The following is a 20,201-nucleotide window of genomic DNA, read 5'->3' on the forward strand; positions in this document are numbered from 1 at the left end:
GTGATAAGGTAGTTGGTTAGTTTCAATTTGAGAGCTAACCGACTATCCTTTTTTTCTTAAATGTAAAACTTTTATTTCTATCAATTCACGAACGATAGCGTTTGTTTATTATTGTAAGGCAAACGCTGTCGTTTGATTAGCGCAATGATAGAATGCCCTATTGCCTGATAACAAATGCCTTCTTAATTCTTAACTATTACTGCACTACAGCGCTAAATCCAAAGTTTCTGAAAACACTGCTGCCGTTTGTTTTAGCAATATCTGCTTTGAGAAAATTAACAAGTGCCTGGGCTGCTGGTGCTCTGACAGTATCATTCATGGCAGCATTCGTGATGCCAATAGGATAGATGATATTAACATCTTTGCTATCTAACACGATAAGCTGGGGTTGAGTTTTAGCGTCAGTTGCATAGACAGAACCGAGTTGGTTCACATTCTTAGCAACAGCGTTCAGCACATTGGTAACGTTGCTATATAGCGCTGCATGAGTTAAAATGTCATTCCATGTAGTGCTGTCGATGGCATCGAATACCTGCTTTGTGTAGGTTCCTGCCGGTACAACAGCCGGGTCTCCAACGGCAATTGTCGTGCCGGGATTATCATTCAACCAACCTAATACGTCTGAATATTGAAGGCTGTTTTCTGTAAGACCGGTGTTTGGATTTCCGACGAGCACCAATTTGTTATTAAGCAAATTGTATACCGTGCTAGCTTGTATGATATTTGCAGTGACCGCAGAATTCATTCGCGCCAAATCCGCAGAGAGGAAAACATCGGCGCTATGATTGGGATCCGCTTTCATCTGATTGAGCAGATTTCCGGAGCTGTCATAGGTCACATTAACCTTTGTGTTGGGATTCTGGTCCTCAAACGCTCTTAGCAGGGTGCCGCTCGGATACACTCCGTTCACCCGCTCACCAAGGGAATAACGCGTGCTGGCGGCTGCCATTAAATTAAGCGTTGTTGTTGAATTGGTGCCGGTGGACGCCGCAAATGAAGGAGTCGCGAGGCCCAGCATTAGTACTATGCTCAGCGCAAAGGATGAAACGAACTTTAAGAGTTTATTGGATTTCATTATTTATCACTCCTTAATAATTTTTTTGTAAATGTGCCATGAATCAAGGCATTTGTTATGAAGGCTTAAGACACTCTATCATTGCGCTAATCTGGACTAAGAAAATATATATCTTTTCAACGTGTACCGTTTAACAGCGGTACACGTTGAAAGCTAAGTTAAGCACATTTTCTCTTATTTTTATCAATTCCCGGAGCGTTTACTGCTCGCGGCTTTTTCTGTATCGCCTAAATCCTCCTAGACCCGCTAGGGCAACAATAAATAGAAGCAATACTCTAATGATGATCGGATTATTTTGGATTGCATCCTGGATGACCTCGTAAACGTTCGCACTTTTTGAAACTGGTTTCGTTGCTTTTGCTGTCGATTTGCCCGAGGTATTGCTGGCATCTTTTACAGGTGCTGGTTTTTTTACCGTGTTTGTTTGCACGGGTTCTGGTTTCGACGCCGTAACCGATTTGTTTGTTATCGGTGTAGTATTAGGGCTGTTCGATGCTACTAATTTAGTCGCTTGAGTGGCAAGTGCAGTGCTGCCAGGTGTACCAGAAACAGATGGATTATTATTACCCGCTGGATTGCTATTGCCCTTTGGATTGTTATTACCTGTTGGATTGTTATTGCCCTTTGGATTGTTATTACCCGCTGGATTATTATTACCCGCTGGATTGTTACCACCAGTTGGATTGTTACCACCAGTTGGATTGTTACCACCAGTTGGATTGTTACCACCAGTTGGATTGTTACCACCAGTTGAATTGTTACCACCAGTTGGATTATCGCTAGAAGTATTGTTGTCGCCGATACCGGGCTGGTTGCACGTGCCGGCAATTGGACCTCCGTTTGTGGCGATGCCCTTATCGACGACGCCGAAACTGTTGTTGCCTGAGATATCGAGCCCGCTTAGACCCTGTGTGGTACTGCCTATAATGCCGCCGACGGAGATATAATCTGGGTTAATCGGTCTATTCGGATTCCCTGGATAGCTGTTATCCACAGCATTGCGGTCAACCGTGCTGATTACCTTTCCAGAGTTAGTGGAGTCCGTAACCTTTATGCTCGTTTTGCCATAGATGCTCCATGAGGGGCCTGCAACGCCGACGATACCGCCTAAGTTATTCGCCGTGCCCGTGACGACACCGGAGTTTTGACAGCCTTTGATGTTCACGGTGAGGTCAATTGCACCACCGAGTATTCCGCCGGCGGAGTTCATATAAGGCGGATTGTATATTCCCGTCGCACCCGACGATGTCTGAGCTGTTGAGATGACTTTTCCTGTGTTGCTGCAATTGATGAAGTCGGCGGTGCAATTGTTGCCTTCGGTTTCCCCGCAGATTCCGCCGATTGTTAATCCACCGGTGATATTGCCTGAGTTTACGCAGTTAATAATAACCGAATGCGTCGGCACTGCAACGTCAAATCCGCCGAGCTCGCCGACAATGCCGCCGATCGTGCCAAGTTTGCCTCCCGTGATATTGCCGCTGTTCGTGCAGTTCGAAATGGTACTGTTCTCCGCCTGATACGCAATACCGCCGATAAGGCCATTGGTTGAGTTGATATCCGCTTTGTTGTGGCAATTTTCGATGAGGCCGTTAGTGATCATATTGGTGATACCTCCGCCGCCGACAGACCCAATGTCAAGCGATCCGTCAACGGTCAGGTTTTTAATCGTAGCGCCTTGGCAGATGCCGAAGATCGAGGAATTTTTGATAGTCACTGTAAATCCCGCGCCATCAAACGTGCCGGCGTAATAAGTATAAACTGGGCCGTTGGTCTTTCCTATTCCCGAGAATTGCGCCGACAGCACTTTGGACATATCAATGTTGTTCACAAGCCGGCCGTTAATCTTGTTTTGCGTGCCTGATTCGACATTATTGTTTACGGTCTGGTAGAACCAGAGGATGTCGCTCACCGTTGACAGCAAATAAGTCCCGTCCGCGTCGGTAAGAGGCGGCTGAAGTTTGTAGATGTATATGCCGGGCGAACTTGAACTTACTTTCGTAAGAGAGAAGCTATCGGGGTTGGAGGCACTGCTTGCATTCGAATTCCCGCTATCAACCGTAAACGTTGTATTGTCTAGCGCGTCGCTAATGCCCGAATTGATCGAGCCGGTCTTAATATAGTAGTTGCCCGTATAAACCGCCGGAGCCGCTGTGGCCTTGCCGACAATCCCTCCTGCATTCAGCTTGGAGTCCGCTGCGGTGACGTTGCCGAGATTGAAGTTAGCTGCGATGGCCGAGTCGGACGAGTCGTTTTTGCCGACAATTCCGCCGGCAGAAGCATCCGAACCGGTGACTGCGGCGTTATTGTACGATTGCAAAACACTTGTGCCAGTGCCGTAAATGGAACCGACGATGCCGCCGGTACTGCCGCCAGAACCGCTGACCGCGCTGGTGTTGAACACGGTGTTGAACGTCGTGCTGGTGGCTTGCCCGGCAACGCCGCCGGTATTGCCGATGCCGCTGACTGCACCGCCGCCGCTCCATAGTTTACCGACTGCGTTGTAGACGCCGTTGCCGCTTTCCTTGATAATGCCGTTTTTAATCGAACCGACGATACTCCCTGTGTTGGTTCCACCGCTGATATTGCCATTATTGTAGCAATGGTACATCTGCCGGTTCGAGTCGGTCGTCTGACCCGTCCCGTCAAACATGCCCGCGATGCCGCCGACATTGACGTTACTGCCTTGTGCCGCCGTGACGGAAATACTGCCATTGTATATTTTTTTGCCGTAAGCACTACCGCCATAGTTCGAGAATCCGACGATACCGCCGATATTCGCTCCGTCAGAGGCTGTGCCGGATATCGACACGCTGCTTATGATTGTCGGGGTGATGCTACTACCGGTGGATGCGCCCACAAGACCTCCGACGTTCGCGCCTCCGAAGGCTCCGGTAATGGTACCTGCCATCGATACACCGGTAAGAGCACCTCCGCTGCCCAAGTAGTTGACCAAACCGCCGACGTCTGAGTTTCCGTCCGTTACCACGCGGGCGATTTTGATCGTGTGATTCCCGCCTGAAATCGTTCCTACAAACGGATGGTCCTTCGTGCCGATACCGGCGAAAGTCGTTCCTGTCATGTCAATATCATTTTTTATAGTAGCGTTGATAGCGGTATAGCCCAAAGTATTGACCGCGTCCGCAAACGCCAGCACGTCGGCCGGAGTGTATAAGTTGTAAGAACCCTCTTTGCCGTAGACGGAAGACATGGTAAGGCTGGTGATTGCCCTCGTCAGCGTTATACTTCCTTCCGTAGGTCCAGCGATAGCGATGGTCCCAAGGCTTTCCTGAGTTGATACCATGGTAGTGTTATCAATGTCGTCTATCGTCGTCAGACCATCGCCCGTGGCTTTCGCGCGTATGGACGGGTCGGTGAACAGCACCATACAGGGTGAAACAGTGACCTTACGCGTACCCTCGCTGTTGAAAGGCAGTATTTTGAACACCAGCTTGAGATCAAGCATCTCACCCTTTTTAATAATAGGGGTCACTCCGTCCGATTCGACCCATATCTTCCCGCCATAATCTGGTTCACTATCAAAAGACAAAACGATGACATTCAACTTTCCCGCCAAAATTCCGGCGTTGGCCGCTTTAGTCGCGGCAGGATCCAATTGTAAATCCGATGCAAAGTTATCATTACCATCATAGTTGATGTTTGTGTAAAATCCATACACGTCCTTATCGGTCGGTGCCGTAATCTTTGCAGTGACCGTAGTGGACTGTTCGTTGCCGCCAACATTGGCGGTAGGCGTGTCAAACACCACGCTTGCGCAAAATAAAGTATGCAGATTAACGGCGGAACCGCTGAGTGAAGCTATCAATGCCTTGCCCGCCATTACTGCGCCACAGATTTTGGTATAGGTGTCAAGTTCTGCGCTGGTTTCACCTGGATCCGTGAACAGCACCAGCTGGTCTTCCAAACTGTCGACATTGACAGTAAGGTCTTCCGTCGCCGACTTCGCCGTGCCGACTACCTTAAACTTCAAGATAAGAGTAAGCGGTGTGCCTGCAGTGATAACCTTCGTTTGCTCCACCGGATCACAGGCAAAACTCACATGTCCGGCCACCGAGGTATCCACCGTCAGACCCCTTATCCCGATGTTTGCGGCTTGAGTGGCAATTAGATCCGGCATTATCTTGCCGTAAGTATCGCTACTGGAAGGGTCTTTAAACGTTACCTTAAAGCCGTACGCGTCCACTTCCGAGTTGATCGTCGCCTTGACTGTAAGCGTGTCACCGATTTTACCGGAATCCGGGCCATCCACCGCAAGTGTAAAGTTTGGGGCCGGCAAAGTCTTCGCTTTTGCAGTAATACTGCTCAATTCTTTACCATCGATGTCCAATGCCTTGACAGTAAACGTATAATCTGTGTCAGCAGTTAAACCAGTGACATTGTACTCCGAGTCAGTTTTTGTGCAAGTAGCTATCTTTGTAATATCATTAAACACTTCATAAGTGTTTATATCTGAATTAGCCGATTGTGGCCAGTTTAATGTCAGAGTAGTTGATTTAATATTCTTGACACTAAGCACATCAGTTGGCACCCCTGAAGGTGCCGCTTGAACGGTGACGGCGCAATTCGCCGTAAATCTCCCGTCAGTTGTAGTGACAGTAATGTTTGCTGTACCTGCCGCCATTGCGGTGACGATACCATTTGCATCTACTGTAGCTACGGCTGTATTGTCCGAAGCCCATATGACACCTTTATTCGCGGTATCCGCCGGAGCTACCGTAGCTGTAAGCTGGCTGGTGCTGCCGACATCAATAGAAGCGCTTGTCCTATCTAATGTGACGCCTGTAATACCTGATGAAGGTGCCAATGCTTTAGTCTTGAACAAGATTTCATACGCATTGGTTGTTAATGTAACAGGTGTTTGGTCCGCCGTGATACCTGAACTTACTTTTACTTTATAAGAAGTGCTAGGTTCCAATTTTGTTGTTGGAGAAACAAAAAGGCTTCCATTAAGACTCTTATTCATAGTAACATTAGTAGCTACACTACTTTCTGTGGCATCGGCATTTACTTTTACCAGTGTTACTAGACCTTTGTTGTTAGTATAGTTGCTATATGTATCTGACTTACCAAGGATATTTTCATTGAATGCAATTTGAAAATTAGGTAAGAGGTCTACTCCATTTCCGTCTGCACCATTGAATTGACTAGCAGGATATGAAGCATTATTAGGTATTCCTGCTTTCAATTCCCTACTAGCAGTATAATTACCACTGGAAGAACTATAGTCAGAATCAGACGCATCACTTAAATAAACACCTATTAATGATGCATTATTAATAGTGCTACCTCCCACAATCGACGTATCATTCGGGTATGAATAAGGCGATGCTGTAACCGCCCAAACCTGCGCGGTATTACTGAAAAGCATTACAAATATAAGTAAAAATGTAAAAAATCGAGCACTATATCGTCTAATTTTTCTTCCCACATTGGGAATAATACTTTTACACATAAAACTCCCCCCATTTTTCTTATAATTTACCATAAGTAAATTATATTACAGTACATATTGATTATATTTTGATTAGGCCACAAAAATTTTGTAATTACTACCATCGTTGATACATTTATAAACTCTCAACAAATCACAGCTATACAAGCTTGTACATAAAAATTGGTTTGAAAATAAAGCATCACGTTTCAAAAATACAAAAAATTTAAAAAGACAAATATGCTCTCTTTTTTACTTTTGTTTCAATTTGTATCCCCTCCTAAAAGATATAATTTAGTGCAAAAATAAACATACAAGGGTATTTTTATACTAAATTATATTATATAGCATAACATGACATAACAATACAATTTTGTAATTATATTATACCACATAACATGTCATAACAATACAATTTTGTAATTTATATTATATGACATAACACGACATAACAATACAATTTTGTAATTTATATTTTCTACATATGAAGGGTTGGGGTACCTGTAGTAATGGAACAGAAAGTTACAACTTGATCTCAATTATTTCCATATATACAACAAACGCTTACTACTCCTAAGCTTAGCAATTTATTGTTATTACAAATTTACAGTATCATTCATACAGGCTTTATTTTTGTTGAAATATAACTTACTTAAACAAATTTCCTTAGCGTACGCTAAGGAAAATACAACCCCATGAATGTAATAATTCAGGCTGAAATGTTACGTCCTTCTAATATGCCCATATGGAATTAGAGCTAATATTATAGGAAAATTTAAAAATACAAAAACACCTTTTCATATAGACATGGGGGTTGGAGATGTTATAGTTTCTAAAGCCAAATGTTAATAGAAATTGAATTTGCAAAGGTAATTGAAGTAATATATTCTTTTTTGAATCCTGTATTTGAGGCAGTGGTAAATGAAAATGAAATGTTTGAAACCTGGAATCCTTCTTTACTTAAATATGAGAAGAATTTTTAAATTAAAATAGACTAAAATAAAAAAGAAGGGGATTTTCCCAAATATTCAGCATTTCTTTGAAAATGCCTAAACATCTGCTGGAAATTTAATCCCCATTTTTCTTCTTGCTTCATCCATTATGCTAAGTTCCATAAGAGAACATTTATTATACACATCTGCATTTCCCTTTATTTGAATAAGCCTAATTAACTCTTCTACTTCGTAATACATATTGTTATCACATTTATTGATACTTATATGTTCTTCTTTTCCATTATTATATATAATAGTAACTTCCCTTGTATCAGCTATTTCTTTTATGATCATGCATCCCTTCTCACCTTGAATTTGACTTGGTAATTTAGAATTGGTAATTTTAGAGTATAAAAGTTCCCCCTGCATATTTCCATAGTTCACCATAATAGTTCCAGCACCATCCACTCCATTTTCTAAAATTACAGAATTTGCCCATATACTTTTAGGCATTCCAAAAAGCTTAACTAATGGATGAATACAATATACCCCAATATCCATTAGTGCCCCGTTAGAAAAAACAGGATTAAATGCATTTTCAACAATTCCTTTTTTGAAATTATCATATCTGGAAGAGTATTGACAATATTGAAATGTAACCCTTCTAATAGTTCCAAGCTTAATAAGATTGTTCTCTATGGCCTTAAAGCCTGGATCAAATACAGAACGCATTGCTTCTAAAAGAATTACTCCATTTTCTTTAGCTGCTTTTATCATATGCTCTAATTCCTTTTTATTAGATGCTATAGTTTTTTCACATAATACATGCTTTTTACCCCTTAGCATTTTAATTGACTGAAAAGCATGAAAACTATTTGGACTAGCTATATAAACAGCATCTACTTCTCTACTTTCTGCAAGTTCATCTAAATCATCATACGCCAATGCAGCTTCGTATTTACTCCCATATTCTAAAGCTCTTTCTTTTGTCCTTGAATACACTGCAGTGAGTTCAAAATTCTTGCATAACTTAGCTGCTTCTATGAACCTATCAGTGATTTTACTTGTTCCTATTACAGCAAACTTCACCATTATGCTTCCCTCTTCTTTCAAATATTTAAATTATATCAAATAAGCTGTTGGAGTAACCAACAGCTTATTTATTATTGTTTTTTGCTATTAATATATGCTTCAACTTTGTCAATTATTTGATCTGATTTTTTAACTACATCGCTAACTCCAACTTTGACAGTTGGCAATCCGTTAAATCTTTCCGTTTCCTTTATACCAATATCTTTAGTTAATATAACTACATCTGCATCTTTTACATCATCCATGGTAATTTTATTTTCTATACCTATTGATCCTTGAGTTTCAACCTTTATTTCAATTCCTTTGGCTTTTGCTGCTTTTTCCAATGCCTCTGCAGCCATATAAGTATGTGCAACTCCTGATGGGCAAGCCGTAACTGCTAATATCTTCATTTTAATTCATCTCCTATTATCGTGTTTTAGCCTATATTATTCGAAATCCAAGTTTATTTCCTCACCGCCTCCACCATGGTCATCATTACGCTTTTCTGTGACTGGTTTCTTTAAAATATTTACCATCAATGCGGTTACAGCAACACCTACCAAAGTAGCTATAATGTAACCAAATTTGCCAGTAGCTACTGGCAATACTATCCATCCACCCCAAGGTGCAGGATTTCCAGACCCTAATAACATTGCAGTAACTGCTCCACTGGCAGAACCCACTATTAAAGAAGGAATAACCTTCAATGGATCTGATGCAGCAAAAGGTATAGCTCCTTCTGTTATTCCTATTAGCCCCATCAATATACCAGCTTTTCCTGCTTCCTTTTCTTCCGTTGAGTACTTTTTAGGTGCTAAGAAAGTAGCTACACCCATCCCAATTGGAGGGGTACATATTGCAACACCTATGGCTGCCATTATTTTTAGTGCTATAGGACTTGCCATTCCAGTTGTAGGATTTATCGTTCCTACCATTGCCGCTCCAAATCCATATGCAACTTTGTTTACTGGACCTCCCATATCAAAAGCTATCATTGAACCTAAAACTATTCCTAAAAGTACCAAATTTCCAGTACCTAACCCTTCTAGCCAAGCCTTCATTCCCGTCATAGCTCCTGCAACAGGAGTTCCTATAACCCAAACCATAAGTGTACCTATGATAAATGTACCTATTAGTGGAATAACAAATATTGGCATTACAGAACGCATAATTGAAGGAACTTTTATTTTCTTTAAATAGAAAACTACTATACCTGCAAGCAAACCTGCTATAATTCCTCCTAGGAATCCCGCTCCAATTTGATTTGAGAGATAACCACCAATAGCTCCTGGTGCTATACCTGGCCTATCTACCATTGAAAATGCTATAAATCCTGCTAGTATAGGAACCATTAATCCAAGTCCGGCTGCTCCTATATTAAACAAATCATTCAACCTTGTTCCTTTAGGTGGAACTGCTGCTGAACCGTATAATAAAACTGAAAGTGCTAATAAAACTCCTCCTGATACAACAAAAGGAATCATGTATGAAACACCTGTCATTAGATGCTGTCTGGTATTTTTTAATAAATCCTTTAAATCATCCATTTTACTTACCTCCACTCTTATTATTTAATTCTTAACTATCCAATGCTTCTAATATCTCTTCTATGTTAGAAGCTTCCTGTAGCTTAGTTCTAAACTCCTCTCTCATAATCTTTCTGGAGAGCTGAGCAAGGATCTGCAAATGCCTATCCCCGGCTTCTTTCTCTGGTACAGCAATTAAAAATACATACTTTACCGATTCTTCTTCACTCCACTTAACTTCTTTTTTTAGTCTAGCAAAAGCTACTGCAGCACTTTTTACAGAGTCAGATTTGCCATGGGGAATAGCTACATCAAATCCTATAGATGTAGGGAAATCCTCTTCTCTTTCAAATACCTGCTTGACATAGCCATCAAAATCTATTAATTTGTCCTGTTTTTCTATAAGCTTTGAAAGCTTTCTAATAACTTCTTCTTTAGAAGAAGCCTCTAAATCTAATACAACAAGGTCTTTATTTATTATGTCATTCATTAACTATATCCTCCTCAGTAAAAACATTAATTATCTTATCTATGCCATTTTACATTTGTTTCAATCATAATCTTTTTTGAATTCTTAAATGTATTTCCACATTATAAATGAAATTTTGATATAATAATATTAGTATGAATCAATAAGATTCTATTATGTAACATAAAGGGGAGGTAACTTTTGTTTCCAGAAGAAAGACATGATAAAATAATAAATATTTTACATAAAGAAGGAAAAGTGGTTGTCAAAGATTTAAGTTCCAGATTTAATGTAACAGAGGACTGTATTAGAAAAGACTTAAAAATACTAGAAAATAAAAATTTGCTGCAGCGAACTTATGGAGGTGCCGTATCTGTTAGACATTCCGCTCCCAAGCAAGACATTTCTATAAGGAAAAATATTAGTGTAGAATCAAAAGAAGTTATAGCTGAAAAAGCCTTTAATTCTATTTTCGAAAATGAAACTATTTTTCTAGATATATCAACTACAAATATGATGTTGGCTGAAAAGCTTTCAAAGAGCCCAAAGAAGCTCACAGTAGTAACCAATATGCTGGATATAATCTCAATATTAAATAAACAAGATAATAACATTAAAGTTATTTGTACTGGAGGAGTTCTTAGCAAAGATTTAGATGGCTTTACAGGTTCAATGGCTATCGAAAGTATCATTAACTACAAGCCCAACAAATGTTTTATAGGCAGCTGTGGCGTAAACATATTTGACAAAAGTGTCACTACTTTTGATGTAGAAGATGGAAACACAAAAAAGGCCATAATAAATGGCAGTAAAGAAATATTTTTGGTTATGGAAAATAGTAAATTTTACATTGATGGTACTTATAAATTTGCTACCCTTTATGATATAGATACAATTATTACAGAGTCTCCACCAGGCAAGGAAATCACAAATTTATTAACTAAAACTGATACTAAATTCATCTAATATAAACTTTTGTAGATAAATCCGTTTAAAAGTTGAGAATTGACAACAAACAGTTGACAGTTAATTGTCAACTGTTTAAAAATATGTATACATGTTAAAAAGGTTAGCATACTAATTAATTAGGCAACTTATTTAGCTATACTACAATTTTGTTTCTTCCACTATTCTTAGCTTCATATAATAAATCATCAACAATTTTTATACATTCCATATTTGTATTTGACTTATTTTCATACAATCCGCCACTTATAGTAACTTTTATTCCATCTTCCCATGGAAAAGTATTGACCTTATTTCTAATTCTTTCTCCTATTTCTACTAACCTTTCCTGCTTTGTATTAGGCAAAATAACAATAAATTCCTCCCCACCATATCTTCCTGCATAACCCGTGTCTCCTATACATTCCATTATTACTTTACTTATATCAGTTAAAACCTTGTCTCCCTGTAGATGTCCATAATTGTCATTAATTGATTTAAAATAATCCACATCAAACATCATTATGCTAAATATTTCACCTTCATTTATATACTTTATCATAACTTTATCTAATATTTCTCCAATATAATTTCTTTTATATAAGCCCGTAAGGTCATCTCTAATAGACTTTTCATATATAATACGATTTTCTATCTTTAGTTTTTCTGCATTAATTATCTCATCAGAATATTGCATTACAATTACATAGGTTTCTAAAAAAGCAAAAATAAGCATACCTACCTGAAAACCATACCTGCCATATATCATTCCATTGTTTATGAGTATATCATTTGCTGCTGTAGCAATTAAGGCAATGAATGCCACAAATGATATTATTCCCTCTTTTTTTCTTACTTTTTTTATAAAAAATAGCAATATACCAATCACAATAAATATCAAAATAGCTTCACCTAAAAAAGATAATCTATCATAAAAAGTATTATTAGTTATAAGACATATAATGGTAAAGAGTATTGAAAAGCACAATGATATATTAACTAACTTTTTAGGAAAATCTGAAAATAATTTTCTTAGAAGTAAAACATAAATTGGTATGTATAAATAGTATGTAATTGCCGCTGTTTTGCTAAGCAATTCAAAAGGCATATTGGGAAAAATGTGCACAATTATTCTTTCATTTAAAACCAAACACCTTAGCTGTGTAAGCAAACACAATACGGAAAAATATAGAAAAAATTTATTATTCTTCAAACGTGTATACAAGCATAAAAATAGCAATTCTACAATAAATAGGACTCCTATTATAATTAAATCACCGCCTGCATTTACTATGAATTTATTCATAATTCTATCCTTAAGTCCAAGATCAAAAGGTTTTAATACTGGATAAAGGATTCTGTAATTGGATGCTTGAATTACTATATCAGCAACTCCATTTTGTGCTGTAAAATATGTATAACTTGGCAAGTATATAGATTTCTCTTCATCATAGCTTTTACCTACTTGGCCCACTTGTCCTTGTAAAACACCATTCACCCAAATCTTTGAAGCTGACAAAAAACTTCCTATTCTAAGCCCATAGACAATCCCTTCTGGAAGAAATATTCTCAAATGTACTGTCATATATCCAGTATTCTTTCCATTTAGCTGTGTTGTCAATCTATCTGGTAAAATTAAATACTTATCAGCTTTTTCATGTTTCACTTGTTCTGGTTTAAGAAGTTTATTCACATACAGCTCCAATTGCCCTTCAATCTTTACATTTCCTCTGCGCTCAAAATCATAATTACTTAAATTTAAAATTCCTTTATCTGCCTTAATATGGCTGTGCATATTAGAATTATTAAAAGCTGGAGATATACCTACTAATAAAGCTATAAGGATGATAGGTAAAATAAATTTTTTCATACGATACCTCCGATTAACAGTATATTACTAAAATATTATTACATACTTACTGAATTATCAATGTCACAAATTAACATACTGTTTATAGGCTTTTCTATATATAAATAAAACAAGTGTAAATGCCATTTGTAATTAACATTTACACTATAAATAACAACATTTATTATTTAGATTTAACTTCGTAATAGGCTGTTTTATGTGTTATAACACTGTCTGTTGTCTTATTGTTATTATATTGAACAACATCTACCTTATGTTTTCCTACTTTAAGAGCATTGCCCTTAAGATTTATAGAGGATTGGCTTTCTGCTAATTGTTCTTTAGCATTTAACATTCCATCTACAAATATATAACTTAAATTTTTACCATTAAAGCCACTTGTATTTACTCCAATTTGTTCAATTTGAGTATTTTTATCTGCATATATAACTGGGACAGCTCCATTCTGCGATGTACCAGATGGAGTAGAAATATAAAAGGTACCTGTACCCATGTCAGCTTGTAGATTTTTAGGAATTTGCATAACATCATTTTTTGCTTGTTCTGTTGCATTTTTTGCCTTGTCTTTGACTTCAGTAACACTCTTTTGAGTTCCACAGCCTACTAGATTTATAATAAGCAATGAAATTGCCATAATTAAAGAAAAAAGTTTTTTCATTTAGACATCTCCTTTGCCTTAGGCATAATAATATATTTTTATTATGCTTATTTCTTAAAATAATATTAATTTCAATATTTTATATATGAAAAAAACGGATAGTTTTACTCTATCCGTTTCCGTATATATTTCACTTTTCTTTAGAAAAATTTAATTATACCATTTTTAATGCTATTTACCTTATCTATAATATCATCAATATCTATACCTATGAGTTTTCTATTCTTTACAAGGACTTTACCATTTATAATTACTGTATCTACATTTGCTGGATTGGCGGAATAAACTACCGCTGAATAATAATCATATATAGGCTGCATATTAATGGAGGTGGTTTCTATTATAACTAAGTCCGCATTTTTTCCCTTCTCAATAGATCCTATAGTTTTATCCATATTTAATGCTCTTGCACCACCAATAGTTGCCATTTCAATTATTTCAGAAGCTGGGAAAAGAGTTCTATCTCTATTAACCAGTTTATGAATTTTGCCAACAAGAGACATTTGAGTTATTATATCAAGAGTGTTGCCACTCATTGGTCCGTCAGTTCCTAGTCCTATTTTCATACCTCTTTTATACATTTTAACTGCTGGTGAAACTCCCTTTGCTCCCTTTGAATTTGCACCTATATTGTGAGCTATTCCAATTTTAGTTTTGCAAGCAATCTCCAGATCTTCACTCGTTATATTTATTAAATGTGCTGCTACAAAATTTTCATCTAAAATTCCTATACTATTTAAATATTGTACAGGTGTCATGTTGTATTCTTTTTCATACTTTTCAGTCTCATAATCCATTTCTGCCACATGCATCATCATTGGAATATCGTATTTTTGAGAAATACTATGTGCCTTTACTAAATGCTCGGTATCGTTACTATAGGGAGCATGTGGTGCTATCGATGGAGTTATTAATTCTTCTTTCCTCCAGTTTTTAATGAACTCTTCACCATATTCAATTCCTCCATAGGCCTTCTCTGAATCTGGTGATGGAAAATTAAGTACCGTTTCACCCAGTACTGCACGGATTCCCATTTTCTTTGCAGCCCTTGCAACTTCATCTTCAAAGTAATACATATCAGCAAATGTTGTAACTCCTCCTAAGAGCATTTCTGCTATTCCAGCTCTTGCTCCTTCATAAACAAATTTGCTATCAACAAACTTGCTTTCAAGTGGAAATATATACTTCTTAAGCCTGTCAGCTAAATCATCCCCAAGACTTCTAAATGGCAGCATAGATGCATGAGTATGGGTATTTATCATGCCAGGCATTAATATTCCGTTATTTCCATCTATTACTTTCTCTCCAGCATACTTTTTTAAAAGTTCACTTTTTCCTATATCCTCTATTATACTTTCATTTACAACTACTACTCCATTTTCTATTACTTCTTTTTCTTTATTCATAGTAATTATATTTACATTTTTTATTATTGTTCTATCCATAAAATCATCCTCATATAAATAATTTTGATATTTACTCACAAAATAGGCTTACTATTTCCTGTGTATTAACTCTTATAAGACCTTTATCCGTAATTTTTAATTCTGGGCTTACTGGAAGAGATAGTGTACTAAAAGACATTATTTCATTATTATGTTTATATCCAAGTTTCTTTAATGCCATTCTCACTTCTTTTAAATTTGAAGCTATGGATTCGATTGGTTCTTCAGACAATATACCACCAACGGGAAGAGCAAGACTTGCTATAATTTTCCCATCCAAAGCTACACAGTAACCCCCATTGTTTTTAATAACCCAATTTGCTGCTACTTTCATATCTTTTGTATTTCTTCCCATTACCATTAAATTATGATGGTCATGAGCATAGCTAGAAGAAACTGCTCCTCTTTCGATTATGCTGCCTGAAACAAGTCCATAAGATCTTTTTTTAGTATTGTCATATCTATTAAAAACCGTAATAAGTGCATACTTAGAAGTTTCAAAAGAAAGCCTCCAGTATTTCACTTCTACAAAATCACTTTCTTCTTTTGTAAATGTACTATCACTTTGAACCTTCATTATTCTGCATTTTACTTTACCATCTTTTATAGGTGTTTTAACTGAAAAGTCTGAATCACTAACTGGATTCATTTTTATGCTTTTATAAAAGTTCTCTGGAAATTCATGTTCTTTTTTCCCTCCAATATCCTTACATGCTAGTTTCCCATTTTTATATACTTCATTTATACTAAATGATTTTAAATCATCCAATAAAATAAAATCAGCTATCTTTCCAGGTGCAATGCTTCCTCTATCGTAAAAATTCATTCTTCTTGCTGGAATAAAAGTACTTGCATAAACAGCCATTTCCGGCTTCATACCCATGTCAATAGCTTTTTTAACAAGTCCATTCAAATGCGAAGTAATTAATTTATCTGCCATTGTATCATCAGTAACAAAGCAAAAATGCTCATATAAATCATTGGAAATTAAATATTCCATGTTTTCTTTTGTCATTGATTTTTCCTGAATTTCTAAAAACATGCCATTTAATATCTTTTCCTCAATAGATTTTGGAGTTTGCTGAGTATGATCTGCATCTACCCCTTGATATATGTATCTTGCTAGATCAAATCCTGATATTTTTGGACAGTGTCCTTCTATTTTGAAATGAGGTTTTTCTTTTTTTATCAATTTAATTATATTATTTATAAGTGAATCTTCACTATAAACTAAATCCTTAAAATTCATAACTTCACCAATGCACCATATACGGTCATTTTTTATAAGTTCTGATACTTCCTTTATCCCTATTTGTCCACCTGTAGTTTCAAGTTTAGATGATGTTGATGGTACAGAACTTGGAATGCCATAAAATATATCCATTATATGCTGCCTATCAGAATTTATCATAGCTTTTATGCCTTCTATTCCAAATACATTTGCAATTTCATGTGGATCAGCAACAACTGTTGTAACTCCATTTTTAATGACAGCATTTGCAAAGTTTGTTGGTGTAGTCATTGAACTTTCAATATGCATATGTATATCAATAAGGCCAGGTATTAGATATTTATTGTTACCTTCTATAATCTTTCTTGCACTTATTTTTTTATAGCAATCCTTCCCTATATATAAAAACCTTCCATTTAATATTGACACATCTCCATACACAAACTTTTTAAAATAAGCATTAAAAATATAAACATCTTTTATGATTATATCTACTTTCATATGATCACCTTTCTTAAATGTAAATAAGACATCTGAAAAAATAAGTTCATCAGCATATGGATTCATTATTTTTCAGATGTCTTCTATTTAAAATTAAAACTAATTATTGTAAATCTTGTTCCACTGATCAATCCAGTTTTTATTGTTCTTATTTATAAATTTGAAATCCAAAACATTTGATTTTTCAACTTCATCTCCATATGTTAGACCCTGTGTTTCCGTACCTTGTAATTTTACATCGCTGTTAACTGGTGATTCGCCTACATCTTTAGATGTTTTTTGTTCAACTTCTGCACTCAATACATAATTTATAAATTTCAATGCTAACTCTTTATTTTTTGAACTCTTTACTATATTTACAGTATTAAAGTTAAGATATGCCCCTTCACCTGGATCAACAAATTTTACTGAAGGAACTGCTTTTTTAATTGAACCATAAACAAAATCCGCAGCAACTGCAGCTGTTATTTCTCCATTAGAAAACATATTTACAAGATCAGAAGATTTAGTATATGTCTTAACTACATTTGGCTTTAAAGCTTGAAGTGATTTAAATGCATCTGCACCTTTATCACTTGTTACATCAACACCATCCTTCTTTGAAGCTGCACAAACCATAGCAGGTCCAAATGTTGTTGTTATATCTGGTATTGCTATTTTACCCTTAAAATCAGGACTCCATAAATCTTTCCATGAAGCTATATTTCCATTTACTTTTTCAGGATTATAAACTATAGCTGCTCTATTTAAAGTATATGCTGGACCATATCCTTCAGTTATAAACTTTTGTGCCTTAGGTATTACTTTCTTTGCATTTGGTACCTTACTATAATCAATTTTTTCAAATAATCCATCTTGTATGCCTTCTTCAGAAAAAGATTCTGCAAGGTACATTATATCAACGTTACTGTTTGGATTATTTTTGAGTTTAGTTAATCTTTCTCCATTATTTCCTGTTTCCAAAACTATTTTTACATTGTTTGCTTTCTCAAAAGGCTTAAAAACATCTTTTTGAAGAGCATCTTCATTTAACCCCCATGTTGATATTACAAGCTGCTTTTGATCACTTTTTGAATCTGTACTTTGCGCTGCACTTCCACATCCAGAAAGTGTTGATAGCAAAAATATGGATGCTAAAGCTAAAGGTAATTTTTTCATTTTTTATTCCTCCTCAGATTTTTTAACAATTATTAATTTATTTGAAGGTAAATAAAGCTTTACCTCATTTCCAATATCATACACTTCATCATTTCCATTGTTTACAATAATTGATCCAAGCTTTGTATTGACAGAATATTGGTATGCTTTTCCCAAATATGTTCTAACTTCGATTGTTCCATCTAGTATATTTTCATTGCCTGTAAAATCAGATGCTAATATTTTAATATCATCAGGTCTTATAGTAGCTTTTATTTTACCAGGAACATTTTCATGATTTTTAATGTGAATTTCAATATTGTGATCTGCATTAAATGCGTCATCTTTAACATATTCTAAGTCAATAAAATTTTCAAATCCTACAAACTTTGCAACAAATTCTGTATTAGGCTTTGAATATATTTTCTCTGGAGTATCATATTGTTCAATTACACCCTTATTCATTACTGCAACTTTATCTGATATGGAAAAACATTCTTCCTGATCATGAGTTACAAAAACAGTTGTAATTCCAAAGCGCTGCTGTAACTTTCTAATTTCTACTCTCATTTTTAATCTCAATTTAGCATCTAAATTACTAAGTGGTTCATCCAGCAAAAGAAGATCAGGTTTTATAACAAGTGCTCTAGCTATAGCAACCCTCTGTCTTTGTCCTCCTGACAATTCTGCAGGATACCTTTTGCCATATTCTTTTAAATCTACTATTTCAAGAAATTTGTTAACTGACTCAGTTATAGTTTTTTTATCTACATTTCTCATCTTAAGTCCAAAAGCTATATTATCAAAAACATTGAGATGAGGGAAAAGTGCATAACTTTGAAATACCATTCCAAAATTTCTCTTATTAACAGGTATTTTAGTATAATCCTTACCATCAAATATAAATTGACCACCTGTTGGCTCTAAAAAGCCGCTTATTACTCTCAATGTAGTAGTCTTTCCACACCCACTTGGTCCAAGAAGTGAAACCAACTTTCCCTTTTCAATATCAAGGTTTAATTTTTTTAATATATTTGTTTTTCCATCATAAGAAACTGCAATATCTTTTAAATTTATTAAAGCCATGTAGCACCTCCATATTTTATTTTGTAAAATAATTTAATCCCAAAGTTTTCTCAACAATAAACATTATTATAATAGTCATAAACATCAATATGACTGAAAGAGCTGAAACACTAGGGTCATAATTGTATTCAACATAACTCATCATACTTATTGGCAGCGTACTGACTCCTGGTCCTGTTAAAAATATAGATACAGGTACATTATTGAAGGAATTTATAAATGCCAACATAAAGGCTGCAATTATGCCAGATGTTATATTTGGCATGACAACTAGGAAAAATGTTTTTATTCTAGAAGCTCCAAGACTTATAGCTGCTTCTTCAATAGAATAATCCAATCCTCCAAGACTTGAGCCAATAACCCTTATTATATATGGAATTACTATAACAACATGTCCAATTAATAAGCTAGTTAAAATATTCATTTTAAGAGTAATTGTTATAAATCTAAAAAGTGCAAATCCAAGTACTATTCCTGGTATTGTAACTGGTGATAGAAATATATTGTTAATAAACTTTTTTCCTCTAAAATCATTTCTACTAATTACATAACAAGCAGGTATTCCAACAATAAGTGCAATTAAAGTGGCAGCTATGGATACTTCCAAACTTATACCTAACGTAGTCATAAAAGTTGGTGACTGAAAAACATGTACAAACCATCTTATTCCTATATGCTTAGGTGGAAATGCTATGAAATTATCTGTTCCAAAAGCTGTTACAGCAACTATCAAAAGCGGTCCAAATAGAAATATGTATACAAGAAATACGAATAATGTAAGCAACTTATTTTTTTTCATT

At 36.0% G+C, this 20,201-nt stretch carries 14 protein-coding genes; 1 reads left to right on the forward strand and 13 read right to left on the reverse strand.

The window, feature by feature from the left end; genetic code table 11:
• Positions 1 to 196: 196 nt before the first annotated feature.
• The 6 genes from modA to CLAU_RS03190 form a co-directional block, all read right to left on the reverse strand.
• Complete coding sequence (modA, locus tag CLAU_RS03165; RefSeq protein ID WP_013239250.1) at positions 197 to 1,075, reverse strand: molybdate ABC transporter substrate-binding protein; 879 nt, start codon at positions 1,073 to 1,075, stop codon at positions 197 to 199.
• Positions 1,076 to 1,274: 199 nt separating this feature from the next.
• Positions 1,275 to 6,545 (reverse strand): Ig-like domain-containing protein, encoded by a 5,271-nt coding sequence (locus tag CLAU_RS03170; RefSeq protein WP_013239251.1) that lies wholly within the window; start codon positions 6,543 to 6,545, stop codon positions 1,275 to 1,277.
• 1,028 nt (positions 6,546 to 7,573) lie between these two features.
• Positions 7,574 to 8,551 (reverse strand): Gfo/Idh/MocA family protein, encoded by a 978-nt coding sequence (locus CLAU_RS03175; protein WP_013239252.1) that lies wholly within the window; start codon positions 8,549 to 8,551, stop codon positions 7,574 to 7,576.
• Positions 8,552 to 8,622: 71 nt separating this feature from the next.
• Complete coding sequence (locus CLAU_RS03180; RefSeq protein WP_013239253.1) at positions 8,623 to 8,943, reverse strand: PTS fructose-like transporter subunit IIB; 321 nt, start codon at positions 8,941 to 8,943, stop codon at positions 8,623 to 8,625.
• A gap of 36 nt (positions 8,944 to 8,979) precedes the next feature.
• Entirely contained in the window at positions 8,980 to 10,080 is a 1,101-nt protein-coding gene (locus CLAU_RS03185; protein ID WP_023161916.1) for a PTS fructose transporter subunit EIIC, read from the reverse strand.
• 31 nt (positions 10,081 to 10,111) lie between these two features.
• Positions 10,112 to 10,549: a PTS sugar transporter subunit IIA gene (locus tag CLAU_RS03190; protein WP_023161917.1), complete on the reverse strand. Its 438-nt coding sequence runs from the start codon at positions 10,547 to 10,549 to the stop codon at positions 10,112 to 10,114.
• A 180-nt stretch (positions 10,550 to 10,729) separates the two neighbouring features.
• On the opposite strand from CLAU_RS03190, the gene CLAU_RS03195 reads away from it, so the two are divergent.
• Positions 10,730 to 11,494, forward strand: coding sequence for a DeoR/GlpR family DNA-binding transcription regulator (locus CLAU_RS03195; protein WP_023161918.1), 765 nt, complete (start codon positions 10,730 to 10,732; stop codon positions 11,492 to 11,494).
• Between the two features lie 136 nt (positions 11,495 to 11,630).
• Here the strand turns inward: CLAU_RS03195 and CLAU_RS03200 are convergent, their stop codons facing one another.
• The 7 genes from CLAU_RS03200 to CLAU_RS03230 all read right to left on the reverse strand — a co-directional run bounded on the left by CLAU_RS03200 (position 11,631) and on the right by CLAU_RS03230 (position 20,200).
• On the reverse strand, positions 11,631 to 13,343 hold the full coding sequence (locus tag CLAU_RS03200; RefSeq protein ID WP_023161919.1) for a sensor domain-containing diguanylate cyclase: 1,713 nt from the start codon (positions 13,341 to 13,343) through the stop codon (positions 11,631 to 11,633).
• 163 nt (positions 13,344 to 13,506) lie between these two features.
• A complete protein-coding gene (locus CLAU_RS03205) occupies positions 13,507 to 14,001 on the reverse strand; it encodes a hypothetical protein (RefSeq protein WP_023161920.1) in 495 nt (164 codons plus the stop codon).
• Between the two features lie 140 nt (positions 14,002 to 14,141).
• On the reverse strand, positions 14,142 to 15,446 hold the full coding sequence (locus CLAU_RS03210; RefSeq protein ID WP_023161921.1) for an amidohydrolase: 1,305 nt from the start codon (positions 15,444 to 15,446) through the stop codon (positions 14,142 to 14,144).
• A 31-nt stretch (positions 15,447 to 15,477) separates the two neighbouring features.
• The gene (locus CLAU_RS03215) at positions 15,478 to 17,244 is read right to left on the reverse strand and encodes an adenine deaminase C-terminal domain-containing protein (protein WP_023161922.1); all 1,767 of its coding nucleotides are present in this window, start codon (positions 17,242 to 17,244) and stop codon (positions 15,478 to 15,480) included.
• A gap of 33 nt (positions 17,245 to 17,277) precedes the next feature.
• Positions 17,278 to 18,336, reverse strand: a complete 1,059-nt coding sequence (locus CLAU_RS03220; protein WP_023161923.1) for an ABC transporter substrate-binding protein — start codon at positions 18,334 to 18,336, stop codon at positions 17,278 to 17,280.
• Positions 18,337 to 18,339: 3 nt separating this feature from the next.
• Positions 18,340 to 19,401 (reverse strand): ABC transporter ATP-binding protein, encoded by a 1,062-nt coding sequence (locus CLAU_RS03225; RefSeq protein WP_023161924.1) that lies wholly within the window; start codon positions 19,399 to 19,401, stop codon positions 18,340 to 18,342.
• 16 nt (positions 19,402 to 19,417) lie between these two features.
• A complete protein-coding gene (locus CLAU_RS03230) occupies positions 19,418 to 20,200 on the reverse strand; it encodes an ABC transporter permease (RefSeq protein ID WP_023161925.1) in 783 nt (260 codons plus the stop codon).
• Between the last annotated feature and the right edge of the window lies 1 nt (position 20,201).

It is taken from the genome of Clostridium autoethanogenum DSM 10061, from assembly GCF_001484725.1.
Classification (GTDB): Bacteria; Bacillota; Clostridia; order Clostridiales; family Clostridiaceae; genus Clostridium_B; species Clostridium_B ljungdahlii.

Coding starts and splice junctions, on each gene's coding strand:
- modA (WP_013239250.1), bottom strand. CDS start 1,075: ATGAAATCCAATAAACTCTTAAAGTTCGTTTCATCCTTTGCGCTGAGC.
- CLAU_RS03170 (WP_013239251.1), bottom strand. CDS start 6,545: ATGTGTAAAAGTATTATTCCCAATGTGGGAAGAAAAATTAGACGATAT.
- CLAU_RS03175 (WP_013239252.1), bottom strand. CDS start 8,551: ATGGTGAAGTTTGCTGTAATAGGAACAAGTAAAATCACTGATAGGTTC.
- CLAU_RS03180 (WP_013239253.1), bottom strand. CDS start 8,943: ATGAAGATATTAGCAGTTACGGCTTGCCCATCAGGAGTTGCACATACT.
- CLAU_RS03185 (WP_023161916.1), bottom strand. CDS start 10,080: ATGGATGATTTAAAGGATTTATTAAAAAATACCAGACAGCATCTAATG.
- CLAU_RS03190 (WP_023161917.1), bottom strand. CDS start 10,549: ATGAATGACATAATAAATAAAGACCTTGTTGTATTAGATTTAGAGGCT.
- CLAU_RS03200 (WP_023161919.1), bottom strand. CDS start 13,343: ATGAAAAAATTTATTTTACCTATCATCCTTATAGCTTTATTAGTAGGT.
- CLAU_RS03205 (WP_023161920.1), bottom strand. CDS start 14,001: ATGAAAAAACTTTTTTCTTTAATTATGGCAATTTCATTGCTTATTATA.
- CLAU_RS03210 (WP_023161921.1), bottom strand. CDS start 15,446: ATGGATAGAACAATAATAAAAAATGTAAATATAATTACTATGAATAAA.
- CLAU_RS03215 (WP_023161922.1), bottom strand. CDS start 17,244: ATGAATCCATATGCTGATGAACTTATTTTTTCAGATGTCTTATTTACA.
- CLAU_RS03220 (WP_023161923.1), bottom strand. CDS start 18,336: ATGAAAAAATTACCTTTAGCTTTAGCATCCATATTTTTGCTATCAACA.
- CLAU_RS03225 (WP_023161924.1), bottom strand. CDS start 19,401: ATGGCTTTAATAAATTTAAAAGATATTGCAGTTTCTTATGATGGAAAA.
- CLAU_RS03230 (WP_023161925.1), bottom strand. CDS start 20,200: ATGAAAAAAAATAAGTTGCTTACATTATTCGTATTTCTTGTATACATA.